The sequence below is a fragment of the Paenibacillus sp. S150 genome (assembly GCF_019352175.1).
Lineage (GTDB): Bacteria > Bacillota > Bacilli > Paenibacillales > Paenibacillaceae > Paenibacillus_AQ.
Window position 1 is genome coordinate 89,104 of record NZ_JACBYI010000014.1, and the last position, 15,272, is coordinate 104,375.

11 protein-coding genes are annotated in these 15,272 nt (G+C 56.0%); 8 read left to right on the top strand and 3 right to left on the bottom strand.

Annotated elements, in window-relative coordinates; translation table 11 throughout:
- The first annotated feature begins 1 nt into the window (after nucleotide 1).
- A complete protein-coding gene (gene ascB, locus HYD27_RS14830) occupies nucleotides 2-1,438 on the top strand; it encodes a 6-phospho-beta-glucosidase (RefSeq protein ID WP_219216379.1) in 1,437 nt (478 codons plus the stop codon).
- A gap of 870 nt (nucleotides 1,439-2,308) precedes the next feature.
- Here ascB and dhaK read toward each other — a convergent pair.
- Together dhaK and HYD27_RS14840 are read right to left on the bottom strand one after the other, a co-directional pair.
- On the bottom strand, nucleotides 2,309-4,069 hold the full coding sequence (gene dhaK, locus HYD27_RS14835) for a dihydroxyacetone kinase subunit DhaK (RefSeq protein ID WP_219216380.1): 1,761 nt from the start codon (nucleotides 4,067-4,069) through the stop codon (nucleotides 2,309-2,311).
- 7 nt (nucleotides 4,070-4,076) lie between these two features.
- Entirely contained in the window at nucleotides 4,077-5,210 is a 1,134-nt protein-coding gene (locus HYD27_RS14840) for a glycerol dehydrogenase (protein ID WP_219216382.1), read from the bottom strand.
- 332 nt (nucleotides 5,211-5,542) lie between these two features.
- On the opposite strand from HYD27_RS14840, the gene HYD27_RS14845 reads away from it, so the two are divergent.
- Nucleotides 5,543-6,586, top strand: coding sequence for an AraC family transcriptional regulator (locus HYD27_RS14845; protein WP_219216384.1), 1,044 nt, complete (start codon nucleotides 5,543-5,545; stop codon nucleotides 6,584-6,586).
- On the opposite strand, the gene HYD27_RS14850 is transcribed toward HYD27_RS14845, so the two are convergent.
- A complete protein-coding gene (locus HYD27_RS14850) occupies nucleotides 6,566-7,144 on the bottom strand; it encodes a hypothetical protein (protein ID WP_219216387.1) in 579 nt (192 codons plus the stop codon). The two genes, HYD27_RS14845 and HYD27_RS14850, sit on opposite strands and share 21 nt — an antisense overlap.
- Before the next feature lie 152 nt (nucleotides 7,145-7,296).
- On the opposite strand from HYD27_RS14850, the gene HYD27_RS14855 reads away from it, so the two are divergent.
- The 6 genes from HYD27_RS14855 (at nucleotide 7,297) to HYD27_RS14880 (ending at nucleotide 15,256) form a co-directional block, all read left to right on the top strand.
- The gene (locus HYD27_RS14855; protein WP_219216388.1) at nucleotides 7,297-7,905 is read left to right on the top strand and encodes a LacI family DNA-binding transcriptional regulator; all 609 of its coding nucleotides are present in this window, start codon (nucleotides 7,297-7,299) and stop codon (nucleotides 7,903-7,905) included.
- Nucleotides 7,906-8,003: 98 nt separating this feature from the next.
- Complete coding sequence (locus HYD27_RS14860) at nucleotides 8,004-9,269, top strand: hypothetical protein (protein ID WP_219216391.1); 1,266 nt, start codon at nucleotides 8,004-8,006, stop codon at nucleotides 9,267-9,269.
- Nucleotides 9,269-11,641: a glycoside hydrolase family 88/105 protein gene (locus tag HYD27_RS14865; RefSeq protein ID WP_219216393.1), complete on the top strand. Its 2,373-nt coding sequence runs from the start codon at nucleotides 9,269-9,271 to the stop codon at nucleotides 11,639-11,641. Before HYD27_RS14860 ends, HYD27_RS14865 begins: the two co-directional genes overlap by 1 nt.
- A 139-nt stretch (nucleotides 11,642-11,780) precedes the next feature.
- Complete coding sequence (locus HYD27_RS14870; RefSeq protein WP_219216395.1) at nucleotides 11,781-13,373, top strand: type 2 periplasmic-binding domain-containing protein; 1,593 nt, start codon at nucleotides 11,781-11,783, stop codon at nucleotides 13,371-13,373.
- 24 nt (nucleotides 13,374-13,397) lie between these two features.
- Nucleotides 13,398-14,366 carry an ABC transporter permease gene (locus tag HYD27_RS14875; protein ID WP_219216397.1) on the top strand — a complete coding sequence of 323 codons (969 nt, stop codon included), beginning with the start codon at nucleotides 13,398-13,400 and terminating at the stop codon, nucleotides 14,364-14,366.
- Nucleotides 14,367-14,383: 17 nt separating this feature from the next.
- Nucleotides 14,384-15,256, top strand: coding sequence for a carbohydrate ABC transporter permease (locus HYD27_RS14880; RefSeq protein ID WP_219216399.1), 873 nt, complete (start codon nucleotides 14,384-14,386; stop codon nucleotides 15,254-15,256).
- Nucleotides 15,257-15,272 lie beyond the last annotated feature (16 nt).

Consider the following 15,272-nt stretch of genomic DNA (forward strand, 5'->3'; position numbering starts at 1 on the left):
AATGTCCAACTATAGATTTCCTGAAGGCTTCTTGTGGGGCGGAGCCATTGCCGCCAATCAGGCCGAGGGAGCGTATCAGGAGGGCGGAAAAGGCTTGACAACTGTCGATCTGCTTCCGTCCGGTCCACAGCGGATGAGTATAATGTTAGGCGGTCTGGAGTCCTTCCGGCCGTCAGGGGAATTCTTGTACCCCTCTCATGAAGCCGTTGATTTCTACCACCGCTACCCGGAAGATATCGCCTTGTTTGCCGAGATGGGCTTCAAGGCCTTGCGTGTGTCCATCTCCTGGGCAAGGATTTTTCCGCACGGGGATGATGCCCAGCCCAATGAGCAAGGCCTGCAATTTTATGATCGGCTGTTTGACGAGCTGCTGAAGCACGGCATTCAGCCCGTAGTGACCCTGGCCCATTTCGATGTGCCGGTCCATCTGGCTGAAGCCTTTGGCAGCTGGAGAGACCGCAGGCTTGCCGGATTCTTCGAGAAATACGCGGTTACCGTGTTTACACGCTACAAAGACAAAGTGAAATACTGGATGACCTTCAACGAGATCAACATGCTGCTGCACCTGCCGTTTGTGGGGGCCGGGCTGGTCTTCCGGGAGGGAGAAGACAAACAGCAGATCATGTATCAGGCCGCGCATCACCAACTGGTGGCCAGCGCCCTCGCGGTTCAGGCCTGCCATAGGATCATCCCGGATGCTCTGATCGGCTGCATGCTTGCTGCAGGGTCTGCTTATCCTTACACCTGCAATCCCGAAGATGTGTTCCACGGCATGGTCAAAGACCGGGAATCCTACTTCTTCATCGACGTCCAGTCCCGGGGAGAATACCCTGGCTATGCCAAACGGTTCTTCAGGGATCACGGAATTACGGTTGCGATGGAACCGGGCGATGCCGGGCTGCTGATGAAGCATACGGTGGATTATATCGGCTTCAGCTATTACGCCAGCCGGACCACCAGCGCCGATCCTGAAATATCGCGGAAGATGACTAGCGGCAATGTGTTCGGCTCGATCCAGAATCCTTATCTGTCCAAGTCCGAATGGGGCTGGACCATCGACCCGCTGGGCTTCCGCATTACGGCCAACCAGCTCTACGACCGGTACCAGAAGCCGCTGTTTGTTGTGGAGAACGGTCTGGGAGCCGTTGACGAAATGGGGCCGGAGGGGGAGATCGCCGATGATTACCGGATCGACTACCTGAAAAAGCATATTGCCGCCATGGGCGAAGCCCTCGAAGACGGTGTGGACATCATCGGCTACACCAGCTGGGGACCGCTTGATCTTGTCAGTGCATCTACAGGGGAGATGAAGAAGCGCTACGGCTATATCCATGTGGATAAAGACAATGAAGGCAAAGGTACGCTGAAACGAACCCGGAAGAAGAGCTTTTATTGGTACAAAAAAGTAATCGAATCGGGCGGCCTGGATTTGGACTAAGCAATTTCGGCGGCTGAAGCTATATGGATTGAACTTAAAAACATCATGAAAAGGAAGAGCGGCGGAAGGGGATTTTGGAACAGCAGGAGCGGAAGCGTCCGCCTTGGTCTGCGGATTTCCACTGCGGACATCGGTATTGAATTAAGAAATCTGCAGGGCGGGCAGCGGCCGGAAGTCCAAGCATTCTCCGGAATTACGGCCGAACCTAAACTATATAAATCACAAGTTCAATCTATATTGCGGTAAGATCTGAAGACGGGCAGCAGCTGGCCCAAGCTCAAACAGCCCGGCCGTTTCCCGAGAACGGCCGGCTGTTTGAGCTGTCTGGGGTATTGTGAATTTCATTTAATGTGGATATGGGATTTAGAGGTTTGGAAAAAAGTTAAAATGCGCAATCGTGCTGAATCTGCGGGGATTTATGTTTTGCAGGAGGAAGGGAGGAATTAGGGGGGCTAGTCGGGATCGGTGCTGCGGCAGGGGAGTGGAATGGAGTGAAGTGGAATTAGTAAACCTAAAATGGGCTGAAAAGCTTGCGGTAGAAGAAATAGTGGGAAAAAGTAACCTTAATTTAAGCATATTCCCCCCGAGAGGGGGGAAACGGATGGATTAGTTCCCCTTTTTCCCACTAATACTGGCGGAAAGGGGGATGGGGGCAGATTAAGTTTACTTTTTCCACTTGGGCTTCCGCCGGGGGTTAGCAGGAAGGTCTGGAGGGACCGGGGAGGCCGGATTCATCGGCAGGAGGAATTGGAGCGCCGCAGACAACCTTAAGCCTGAAATACCACCACGGCTGCGCTGTCCAGTGAAGGACGGCGCAGCCGTGGTGTTCCGGGTGTTCCGGTGTGCCCGCGCGTTCTTGCGTTTTCCCGGTTATTTTATGGCTTCCGCCAGTGCGGTGAAGATTACGCCGAGCGCGTAGGCTCCGGCATCGGGGTAGCCGATGCTGCGTTCACCGACGGTCCCGGCTCTTCCCATCCGGGCGACGATGCCCTCAGTTCGTTGCGCCCCTTGGACGGCAGCCTCGGCGGCCTTGGCGAATGCGCTATGGAGCGTGTCGTTCTGCAGGGCGCTGCTCTTCCAGGATTCGGCGCAAGGAACGAGGGCGTCGATCAAGGTTTTGTCGCCGACCACGGCTCCTCTGCCGAAAGAGCGCTCCCCGGTATCCTGAATGCCTTGGACAGCGGCGGCCAGCAGTTCAGCCACTTCATAAATGGACAGGGAAGTTCTGCTTCCCGCGTACTTCCCTGCCGCACGGAAGGCGGAGCCCCAGATTGGGCCCGAGGCGCCGCCGCAGTGCTCCATAATAATCAGGGAGCACGCCTGCAGGAAGCTGCCGATATCCGCGGAATGATCCAGCAGCAGATCCTGCCACTCTGCCTTCAGCTGCTTGAAGCCCTTGGCCACACTCATGCCGAAATCGCCGTCTCCGGCATGGGCATCCAGCTCGCAGAAAGGCACTTCATTCACGATAATAATCTCGCTCATCTGGTCGATGAGATAGATGATATTGGACAGCAACAGGCGTTCGTTCCGGATGACCGCGTGGGCAGGATCGGTCTCATTGGTATACGAAACCCCGGAAGTCTCCGCCTGCTGCTCCAGAGGGCCGGCGTACTGAACGGGTTCCGTCTGTCCCGTAATTGTTAAGGCGGGAGTGGCGCAGGGCTTAGCCAGCCAATGGTTCAGCTCATCATCCAGCTTCATCAGGGTCAGTGAGGCTCCCGCCATATCAATGCTGGTCATATAGCTGCCAACGAGCGTGCGGCGGACGGTTAGGCCCCGGGCGGACAGCTCGCGCATTACGGAGTGGTTCAGCACGTACAATTCCTGCAGGGGCGTAGCGCCGAAGCCGTTTACGAGCACGGCAACTTCCTGGCCGGTTGTCCCGTCCAGCTCCAGGCCTGCCAGCAGGGAGGAGACCATGCGCCCGGCAAGCTCGCCGGCGCTGATAACAGGTTCTCTGCGGATGCCCGGCTCCCCGTGGATGCCGACGCCATACTCCATTTCATGCTCTGCCAGCTGGAAGGTGGGCGTGCCTTTGGCCGGCACGGTGCAGGAGGTAAAAGCAAAGCCGATGCTGCGCACCCGGTCCGCCGCATGCTGGGCGGCGCGCTTCACTTCCGCCAGCGGCAGGCCGGCCTCCGCTGCGGCCCCGGCGATTTTATGCACAAAGATCGTGCCGGCCACCCCTCTTCTCCCGACAGTATACAGACTGTCCTCCACCGCGATGTCGTCTTCCACCTTCACATAGTCAACCGCGATGCCGTCTTCCTGAGCCAGCCGGGCCGCGTTCTGGAAGTTCATCATATCGCCGCTGTAATTCTTGATAATCAGGAGGGCGCCCTTGCTGCCGCTGTTGCCGCGCAGCGCCTGATATACCTGGATCTGGGAGGGGGAGGCGAAGACATCGCCGCATACCGCAGCATCCAGCATGCCTTGGCCGACAAAGCCGGCATGGGCGGGTTCGTGCCCGCTGCCGCCGCCGCTGATCAGAGTGACCTTTTGCGCGTTGCGCGCCTTTTTGGCGATAATTTTGTATTTGCTGTCAAATTCCAGCTCGGGATGGGCCATAACCATGCCATAGCCCATTTCGCGGATCAGGGTTTCCGGCTGATTGATAATCTTCTTCATGGCAGAATTACACCTTGCCTTTCTTGAAAGCCTGCCCGAGCTGGTCGGCGACTGCAATGGCTGCCGCCACCGCTTCCGGTGTGACCGGGAACGGCATGGAATGAATCGATTCCTCCGGGATGCAGGCCTTGCGGGCGACCTCAAGCAGCTCCTCCCCGGTGATGGAGTGGACGCCGATGTCGGCCAGGCATACGGGAAGGCCTACCGAAGCGCAGAAAGCAAGCACTTCCTGTATTTCGCGGCTGCCGGCATTCTCCAGCACCAGCTGGGCCAGCGTACTGAAGGCGACCTTTTCCCCATGGTAATAGTGATGGCTTCCTTCCAGCACGGTCAGACCGTTGTGGATGGCGTGGGCTGCGGCAAGCCCGCTGCTCTCAAAGCCGAGGCCGGACAGCAGGATGTTGGTTTCGACGATATTTTCCAGCGCAGGGGTGACAACGTTCTGGTCACAGGCCAGCTTTGCCTTGACACCGTCCTCCAGCAGGGTTTCATAGCAGACACGGGCCAGCGCAAGCGCGGCTTTCGTCCCTTTGGCCCCGGTGCTCACACCCTCCCGCACACCGCAGGGCAGCCCGGCATTCACGTTCGAGAATGATCTGGATGTGGCTCTGGCTTCAAAATAAGTCGATAATGCATCACCCATGCCGGAAACGAGAAATCTCGTTGGGGCCTCTGCAATGATGGTCGTATCGATCATGACCACGGAGGGGCTTTGCTTGAAATAGGCATAGTCGTCAAAAGCGCCTTCCGGTGTATATAAGACCGCGGAATGGCTGGTGGGAGCGTCTGTCGCGGCGATGGTCGGAACGATGATTAAGGCGTCTCCTTCCGCCACACATTTTGCCGTGTCAATCGCTTTGCCTCCGCCGAGGCCGATGGTACAGTCACAAGCATGCTCACGGGCAAGCGCCTGCAGCCTGGCGGCTTCCTGCCGGGAGCACTCGCCCTGGAAATTTCCGGTGACCAGGGTGATGCCGAACTGGCTGCTGGTAGCATCCAGCTTCGCCTTGACCCGCTGCACATCATCCGGGTGGGCGATCAGCAGCGCGGAATTTCCGAATGTCTTCACAAAGTAGCCAAGGTTAAGCAGCTCGTCTTCTCCCTGGATATATTTGGCAGGGCTGATGAACACTTTTCTCATGACTTGTTCCTCCTAAAGTTTTGTTGGCATAGCAACCTGATTAAGCATCGTACAAAACTGTCTCCGGAAGCATACGCTTAGTTTTGTTGGCATAGCAACCTGATTAAGCATCGTACAAAACTGTCTCCGGAAGCGTATGCACGGGTATACCTTCATTATAGACAGGTCCCGTTACAGAAGCATGGAAGGAAACTGGCGAATTTAAGCGTTTTCAGATCGTAAATTCTTGTTATTTTCGAAAAAAATATAATTATCTTGTTCTATTCTATACAAATTCGATATAATTCAGAATAGAACAGGCGTTACTGAGCCAGGGAGGGAGACCGGCGGCAATGCTGCAATCCAAATATGATCTGAAGTCGATTATTGATCTTGAGAAATGGCATGCGCTTCAGGATTCACTGTCCCTCGTCACACAAATGGCCATCATCACCGTTGATTACAAGGGGGTTCCGGTTACCCGCCACAGCCACTGCCAGTCCTTCTGCCAAGCGGTGCGCCAGGATGCCGGGCTGTCCGCATACTGCCAGAAATGCGATGCGCGCGGCGGCCTGGAAGCTGTCCGTCTGAACAAGCCTTATGTATATTTATGCCACTTCAACATTCTTGATATAGCGATACCCATTACCATTGACAATCAATATGTGGGAGCTGTGATGGCCGGGCAGGTCAGACTTGCGGACAACTCCGCTTCCCGGCTGGAGCAGATTGTATCCCGTCCGGCTTCACAAGAGAGTGAAGGCGCATTTGCTGCGCTGGGAGAAGAGTACAGCCAGCTGCCCGTCATGCCGTATGCGCAGGTGGCCACCATTGCCGAGATGCTGTCCCATCTGTGCAATTATATTGTTGAGGAAGCAAGCCGGAAGAATGAAATTATGGAGCTGTACCAGCAAGCTCTGGGCGCACCCTATGTTGAGGCGCAGCCTGCTAAGGTTCAGGCGGATTGGAGCTTCCGGCACCCGGCAGAGGCACAGGAGGAGCTGTCCGTTACACCCGCCGGGTCCGGAGCCGAACCATTGGCCGCTGCAGCCGTGGAAACAATAAGGTCCTCCAATCCCATACTGCAGCCGGCCTTTGATTACATCTTCAGCCACAAGCACGAGAATTTTCCGCTGGAGGCGATGGCACAGCTCTGCCATATCAGCCCCAGCTATTTCAGCCGCCTGTTTGTGCGGGAGAGCGGAGAGAACTTCTCAGCCTGCGTCTCCCGCCTCAAAATCGGGTGGGCCAAGCAGCTTCTGGAAACGACGGAGCTGTCCATTAATCAGATCAGTGACCATCTGAGCTTTTGCGACGCGGGGTACTTTATCAAAATCTTCAGGAAGCATGAGCAGCGGACCCCGGCAGCCTATCGATCATTCATCCGTGGTGACTAGGGGCTTGGCATGCTCAGCCTCCGCATCCGCAACATAACCCTGGATAGCTGCTGCCAGCCAGCAGGCCTGTTCAAGCATGCCTTCAGCGTTAAAGGGCACAGGTCCGACTGGAAGAATAAGCTCTTCCGGATTTATATCCGGCTGTGGAAAACTACTGCTTGAGCAGGCTCTGCGCACAGAACCTAACCCTTCCTGCAGGTGCGCTTCCTCCGCCCTGGCCCGCAGCATCCGGTCCGGGCTGTGACCGCCATCCTCGATCCACCGCAAGACGCTCTCCCCCGGCTGCTCCGGAATATCTTTTAGAATCGCTGCAAATTCCGTCATCATACGCAATACTCCATAAGCCTCCCCGCAATAACCGGAGACCAGCAACAGACGCAGGGCAAGTGCCGACTTATGAAACCGGGTTGCCAAATGCAGCAATATATGATTCTGCAGGCTCTGCGGAAAGGGCTGTTCAGTCAGAAATACGCCAAGCCGCTCCAGCGAATCATCATATCGTTTCAGCAATGCCCGGTGATTATGGCTCATTTCGGCAACGATTTCACGGTCGTACATCCTTCACTCGCCTCACATCATTATTAGTTCCTGTCTGCACCTTCAATGTAGGTTATGAAACGCTTTCCATGTCAACCTCATATTTGCTTTTGCCAAAAAACCGGGCTTATACTTGTCTGATATGAAATCGTGAAGTCAGGCGGGGGGATCGTATGGCAAATATAAAAGATATTGCGAGAATTGCCGGAGTGTCGGTTACAACTGTGTCCCGGGTGATCAACGGGCATCCTTATGTAAGTGCGGAGAAGCGGGAGGCTGTCCAGAGAGCGATGGAGGCGGTCAATTATGAGCGGAACATCAACGCGGTTCATCTGAGCAGAGGAAAAACAAATCTGATCGGGGTCGTTGTCCCCTCCATCCGCCGCCCATATTTCAGAATGGAGGTCGAAGGCATCGCGGAGGAGGCCATCAAGGACAATTACAAACTGGTGCTTATCCAGACGAACTATGAAACCGTTCGTGAGCTGGATGCTCTCATGATGCTGAAGGGCAAGGAACATCATAAAATCGGCTATTGCCTGGCGAGAAAATCCAGCCCCAACAGCAAACAGGGAGCAGCGGCTTATCTGGATTTTTATAAGAATATGAACGAGGCGCACAATCCGGCCCACATCTTTCATTACTGTACAAAAATTATGAATATCACCACTTTTGAAATTCCTATCGTTCAAATCGGCAGGAGGGCCTTCCTGCAAGTGATGGACGGCAGCCGTTCCCATGAAGAGATCCCCATTCATTTAATCGAACGGTCAACCGTGTAGGCTCAGGTGTCTGCCGGGCTGCAAAAAAGTCCGATTGCAGGATATTCCGCCTTTTCCCATAATGATACTAGTTCATATACATGAAAGGGGAGGAACGCATGGCGGACTCCGCAAGGCCTCATTTGCTTCTGAAAATGGATGTGTCCGCAGCGGGTGTGCGGAACAAGCTTCTGCTCGGTGACCTGGACGGCGACGGACGGATGGAACTGGTGCTGGTGCAGGGAAACGGGGGGATCGATGACAGGTACGTCCCCCATCAGGTTCAGTGCGTCACCGCTTACGGTCTGGATGGCTGTCAGCTGTGGCAGAAAGGAATTCCTGATCCCGATGCCGGCAGTAGCGGTTCCGATTTCCCGGCGCAAATTGCCGATATCGACGGAGACGGCAGAAATGAAGTGCTGTGTGTGATGGAAGGGCGGTTCCTTGTGCTCGACGGGCGGACAGGCGAAGAGAAGCAAGCTTTTGATCTGCCGGGTGAATACGCCCATGACTGCATCATTCTGGCGAATCTGTCGGGCGGCGAACAGGCGACGGATATTATCTTGAAGGACAGATACCATACGCTATGGGCGCTTGACCGGTATTTCAATCTGCTCTGGACCTATGAAGGCAACCCGGGGCATTTCCCGTGGGTCCATGATTTTGACGGGGATGGCCGGGATGAGGTGATGGCCGGCTACGATATGCTGGACCATGACGGCACGCTGCGCTGGTCCTGCCGTGATCTGGAGGATCACGCCGACTGTATCTGGGTCGGTGATGTGAGCGTGACAGGCGGGAAGCAAATTGTGATCGGCGGCAGTGTCACCGTTATGTATGATCCGGACGGAGCGGAGCTCTGGAGATATTCCGGGTCCGTCGAATCCCAGCACATCGCTCTCGGCAAATTCCGCAGTGATCTGCCCGGACTGCAGGTTGCCGGACTGGACCGGATCATCCGTGGCGATAAGGACAACAACTTCTCGGAATCGGGCAAGGACGCGCTTTTCCTGCTGGACCGGGACGGGCGTGAGCTGTGGAAGGAAGAACGGACCACCTCGGGATGGCTGACGATTGTGGAGACGGTGCGGCACTGGGATGACAGCGGCCTGGATTATATCTTCGCCTACCGGAGAGGAGGAGGCATTCATCCTGCGCTCTACAATGGGCATATGGAGGAGACGGTCACGTTTCCGATTGACGGTATGGCCGCATATGCCGATCTGACGGGGGCAGGGAGCACCCATATTCTGATTTATACCGATGTGGAGGTGCATGTCTATGGCAGCCGCCCCGGAACGCTGGACGCTGCACGCCCGGGTGAAGCTCTGGCACAGCCCAAGCGGCTGTACAGCTCAACCCTGTACCCGGGAGGAGAATACTGATGCTCCGGGATACAGAAGCAGCGCAAGGGAGCGGTACCCGGCAGCCGCAGGCCGGCTCCGGTACGGAGGAGAACGGCGCTGCGGGCCGGGCGGAAGCGGTTATCCGGCGGATTGCACATAAGTATATCGCGGACCATCCGCAGATTCCGTTTGTCCTGCGGGCTTCCTCAGGCGGCGGGTTCCTCAGAGACGGCGAATGCCGCTACATCTTTGATCTGGACGCCAGGCTGCCCGGGCTCCGAACGGGCCAGTTTGTCTATGCCTGGGCGAAGCTCTTCAGCCGCGCCGGGGAAGAAATGACCTTCAGCATCAGCTGCCTGGGACCGGTCCGCCTCTACCTGAACGGCAAGCTGGCTTATAAATCCGGAATTGATGTTGAAGTGTTCCCAGAGCGCCAAACGTTGTTAGTCCTGCTTCTACAGCCGGAATGGAATCACTTTGTCCTGGAATTTGAGAAAACAGGGACTGGCTGCGGCGGCAGGTTCGGCACCGGAATGCTGAAGCGGAATCCGCTGCATTTCCTTGCGCCTTCCCGGGAACGCAGCGGGCAGGAGGGCTGGATCTATACGCTGCCGCTCGATGAACCGCTTGAGAAGCTTCCGGGTGAGCATAGCGCTGAGGCTGCAAGCCCGCTGGACTGGCTGCCCGGACAGGAATGGCTGGACCTTCAGGGCGGCCTTCCCGGCAAGACCGCGGATGAAATCTGCGGGAACATATCAGATGAAGCCGCTGACGATGTTTCCGGTGGTAAGCCCAGCGACACTCCGGCACAAAAGTCCATGTCCGCCCATTCCGTTCATCTAGGGGATATATATGGAGCGGCAGCACCCGGGGCCATCGCTTACTCCTGGACGCGGCTGCACAGCAGAAATCAAGACTCTGCTGACCCGGTCACCGTCAGCGGCACTTACTCAGGCGAGCTGCGGATAACCCTTGAGGGCAAGCTGTTATTTCAATCGGCTGCCTGCAGCGGCACGTTCCGGTTCAGCCTGCCGCGGGGAACGGGGGAAGGGGAGCTGCTGGTCCGCTCGGTCTGCCCGCCGGATTCGTGGCAGTTCAGCCTGGAGCTTCCGGCAGACCGGACCCGTCTGTCGCTGCCGGCAGAGGTGCAGGGGGCGGACCGGCAGGAATGGCTCCATCTCGGCCCCTTTGCTCCGCAGGAGGATGTGGACGCGGATACATTATGCCGGATGGATCAACTGTATACAGCGCAGGGGCAGGGAGCGTACTGGCAGCTTGGCCGCGGAACGGTTATCAGGCCTTATGTGGAGACGGAGAATTACGGGCGCTGGAACTATCCGCTGGGTGTAACCCTTCTCGGCCTGCTGCGAACGGGCCGGCTGCTGGAGGAAGAGGCTTTCAGCGGCTATGCCCGGCAGCACATTGCCCAATGTGCGGCGTATGACCGGTATGCGCTATGGGACCAGGAGCGCTACGGTGCCAGCGGAGTGAATCATCAGCTGGCGCGGATAGACAGCCTGGATGATTGCGGAGCTTTTGCGGCGACGCTGCTGGCGGCAATGGAGCTTGGAGAAATCAGAGGCGGGGCGGAAGCGGCAGACCGGATCGCCGGTTATATCATGAACGAACAGGAGCGGCTGCCGGAAGGGACCTTTTACCGTGGTGTGAAGAGTATGGGCATCAAGCACCGCACATTGTGGTGCGATGATCTCTATATGTGCGTGCCTTTTCTCACCGGGTATTTCAAGCGGACGGGCGAGCACCGGTATCTGGATGAGGCGTGCGCCCAGCTGCTTGCCTACAAACGCTTTTTGTATCTGCCGGAGAAGCGCTTCATGTCGCATGTGTATGATTTTAAATTCAACAAGCCGACGGAAATTCCGTGGGGAAGAGGCAACGGCTGGGCCTATTTTGCACTGGCCCGGCTCCTAGAGGAGCTGCCGGATATCCATCCGGACAGGCAGAGCCTGCTCCTGTGGTTCAGAGAATTCAGCGAAGGCATAGCGGGTTTGCAGGGAGCGGGGGGACTGTGGCATCAATTGCTTGACGATCCGTCTTCCTATGAAGAAACCTCCTGCACCTCCATGTTCGTTTATGGGCTGTCCAAAGGAATGAGGCTAGGCTGGCTGGCCGATCCGCAGGGGATGTATGCCGATGCTGTCCGCAAGGGCTGGACTGGCCTCAGTACGCTTTCTACAGACCAGCAGGGCAATGTGCATGGGGTGTGCCGGGGTTCGGGGTACTCTTTTTCCCGCCGTTATTACAAGCATGATCTGCCCTGGAAGCTGAATGATACCCACGGAATCGGCATTATCCTGCTCGCCGGTGTTGAATTTGCGGCCTGGAGCCGGAATTGTGCCCCGCAAAAAAGTGCAATTGCAGAAAATAATGGGATTCGGTATAGTGAATGAAAGTTTTGATATAGAGTTTGAACTTCCGGCCAACCTGTTAGAGCGGGAGCAGGGGCAGAGAAGCGCAACGGGAAGTTCATTATTTTTTTTAACCAAATACCAATTAAACCTATAGGAAAAAAGGAGTGGAAATTTTATTATGTATACAAAGCGTAAAAGGTCTTTGAACCGGTTGGCCCTGCTGCTGTCTCTTGCAATGCTTGCTGCGCTGTGGCTTACGGCATGCGGAGACAAGGGGGCAAATACAGCCGCTGATTCTCCGGCGGACGCTGCGGCTCCTGCCGCTGAAGCGCCGCTGGAGGTCAGCATTATGACGATTACGCCCAGCGCCATTCCGGCTGCGGATGACAATCCGATTAAACGGGCCATTGAAAAGGCTACGAATTCCGTGATGGATATCCGCTGGATCTCCAACAATATTTACAGCGACAAGCTGAATCTGACCCTGGCCTCGGGCGATATTCCCGATCTGATCATGATCAATGATCCCTTCGGCAGCACGTTCTCCAAGATGGTGTCACAGGGAGCCTTCTGGGACATCACTCCTTTTATCCAGGACTATCCCAATCTGGTAAAAGGAATCCCGGAGGTGGCGTGGACCAATACCAAGGCGGCTGACGGCAAAAACTACGGAATTCCGCGGCCCAGACCAGTGACGGGAGAATCATTCTTCATCATCCGCAAGGATTGGCTGGATAAGCTGGGCCTTGCGGTGCCGGAGACGACGGAGCAGCTGTTCGAGGTAATGCAGGCCTTCGTGGAGAAGGACCCGGATGGAAATGGCGTGAAGGATACAACGGCACTGGCTGCCTACATCAGTCCCGACGATCTGGGCTGGGGAGGCAATATTGGCCCTGTACTGGGAGCGATTGAGAACTCTTTTACCGGTGTGAACGGGAACTGGAAATGGGATGAGAGCCAGGGAAGCATGGTCAACACCGCGCTGCTGCCTGAGGTGAGGGATGCTCTGGAGTATCTGACAGCGGCCTATAAGGGCGGCATGATGCCGGAGGATCTGCTGTCGCTCAAGCTGACGCAGGCGCGGGAGCTGTTCAAACGCAATCAGGCCGGAATTATCGTGGACAAGACAGGCACAATGCGAAAAATCTATGCCGATGATCTGAAAAAAGTGGACCCGGAGTTCAAGTATACCGACTTCTATCCGCTGACCAATCTGAATGGCTATAATCCGCTGGGTGCGGGCTACAACGGCGTTCTGGCAATCCCCAAAACGGTGCCGGAAGAGAAGATGAAACGGATTCTCAAGCTGGTGGATACCTGGATGAACCATGATGTGTATGAGCTTCATCTGTACGGGCTGGAGGGTGTGCATCATACGGTTGTGGATGGGCAAAAGGTGCCGATTTCTGAGAAGCTGGTGGCCGACAACGCCTCTGATTTCAATCAAATTGTAAATGTCATCGACTATCCGTCGCCGCCAAGCGGGGAGACGGAGGAAGAAACTAAGGCGCAGGAGCTGTTCGCTAAGGTGGAGCAGGACCGGACGGCGACAAGTGTGCCGGATATTTCCGCAGGGCTCCAATCGGAGACCGGGCAGAAAATCCTGCCGGAGCTGAACAAGAAAATCCAGGATTTGAAGGCCAAAATCATTCTGGGGCGCGAGCCGATTGAAGCCTGGGATGCCTTCGTGGACACGTTGCAGAAGGATCAGGATCTGACTGCGGCCACGCAGGAGCTGACCGAAGCCTACAAGAAAAGAACCGGCAAATAACGCTGGCTGGAAAGGGTTCTTGAGATGAATTCGCTGAATCAACGAGTACAGGCACAGGATGTGCGGAGCCTGCCGCTTGCGCGGAAGCCGCGGCGTATCGCCGCACGGATCAAACAGGATGGGTCGCTGTACTGGCTGGCTTTGCCGGGCATCCTCTTTTTCCTGATCTTCAAATACATTCCCATGGGCGGCATCGTCATTGCCTTTCAGGATTATTCGCCTTACATCGGGATACGGGGCAGCGGTTGGGTGGGGCTGGAGCAGTTCGCCAGGCTCTTCTCCAATCCCGATTTCGGCATGCTGTTCCGCAATACGCTGGCGGTGAGTCTGCTCAATCTGCTGCTGTTCTTCCCGTTTCCGATTCTGATCTCGCTGTGTCTGAATGAGCTGCGCAGCAATACCTATAAACGCTTCATCCAGACCGTCATCTATATGCCGCATTTCCTGTCCTGGGTCATTATCGCCGCACTGACTGTGCTGCTGTTCGGCAAGGGAAGCGGGCTGGCCAATATTGCATTGGAGAATATGGGCTATGCGCGGATAGACGTGCTGACGAATGTGAACAGCTTCTGGATTATGCTCACATTGCAGTCTATGTGGAAGGAGGCGGGCTGGGGAACGATTGTGTTCCTCGCGGCCATGGCGGGCATCGATACCCAGCTGTATGAAGCTGCACGGATGGATGGAGCCGGAAGGCTGCGGCAAATCTGGCATATCACCCTTCCGGCGATCCGCAGTGTCATTATCGTGCTGTTCATCCTGCGGCTCGGCGACATTATGGAGGTTGGCTTTGAACAAATATTCCTGATGTACAACGGGGCGGTGTCGGAGGTGGCCGAGGTCTTCGATACCTATGTCTACCGGATGGGCGTGAAGCAAGGGGAATACAGCTACAGTACAGCGGTTGGCCTGTTCAAATCGCTTACGGGACTGGCAATTGTCCTGCTGGCCAACCGGCTGGCGAAACGCTATGGGGAAGAAGGGGTCTACTGACCGGAAGGGGGCTTGTAATGAAAAAACGATCCTTGCTTGAAGCCGTCGCCGGATCAGCCAATGTGCTGCTGCTCGCCCTGCTTGCGGCGGTCATGTTTTTCCCGCTCTATTATGTGCTGGTTGTCTCGCTGACAGACCCGGGGGAATATTTGCTGAAGCGGATTGTGCTGTTTCCGGAGGACTGGTCCTTCGAAGCTTATGCGTACCTGCTGTCTACCCCGGCCTTCATGCGTTCGCTGGGGAACAGCGCTTTTCTGGCTACGGCAGGCACACTGTGCAGCCTTGCGGTTTCCTCTTCGCTGGCCTATGCCTTGTCCCAGCCAAGATTTCTGTTCCGCAGGGGACTGCTGCTGATGATCTTGCTGACGATCCTCTTCAGCCCGGGAATGATCCCGAATTATCTGCTGGTTCGGGAGCTGGGGCTGATGAACAGCATTTGGGCTTTGATCCTGCCCTCGCTGGCGAATGGCTGGACGGTTATTCTGATGAAGAACTTCTTCGACAACGTGCCGGCAGAGTTGAACGAAGCTGCAGCCATCGATGGCTGCAGCGCTTTCCGGACCTGGGTGTCGATTGTGCTTCCGCTGTCCCTGCCTGCGCTCGCCACATTTGGCTTGTTCTTCGCTGTAGGCTACTGGAATCAGTTTTTTGCGGCCCTCTTGTATTTGAATGATTCGGAGAAGTGGCCGATACAGGTGCTGCTGCAGAATATGCTGCTGAATGCGTCCAATATCGACCTGGTCACCCCGGGACAGCAGGTCGAGGCGCCGCCGACCGAAATGCTCAAAATGGCTGCCATTATTGTCGCTATCGTCCCGGTGCTGGTGGTCTATCCGTTCCTGCAGAAGCATTTTGCCAAAGGCGCGCTCGTCGGTTCCATCAAGGGGTAGCCCTGGCCCAGAATAT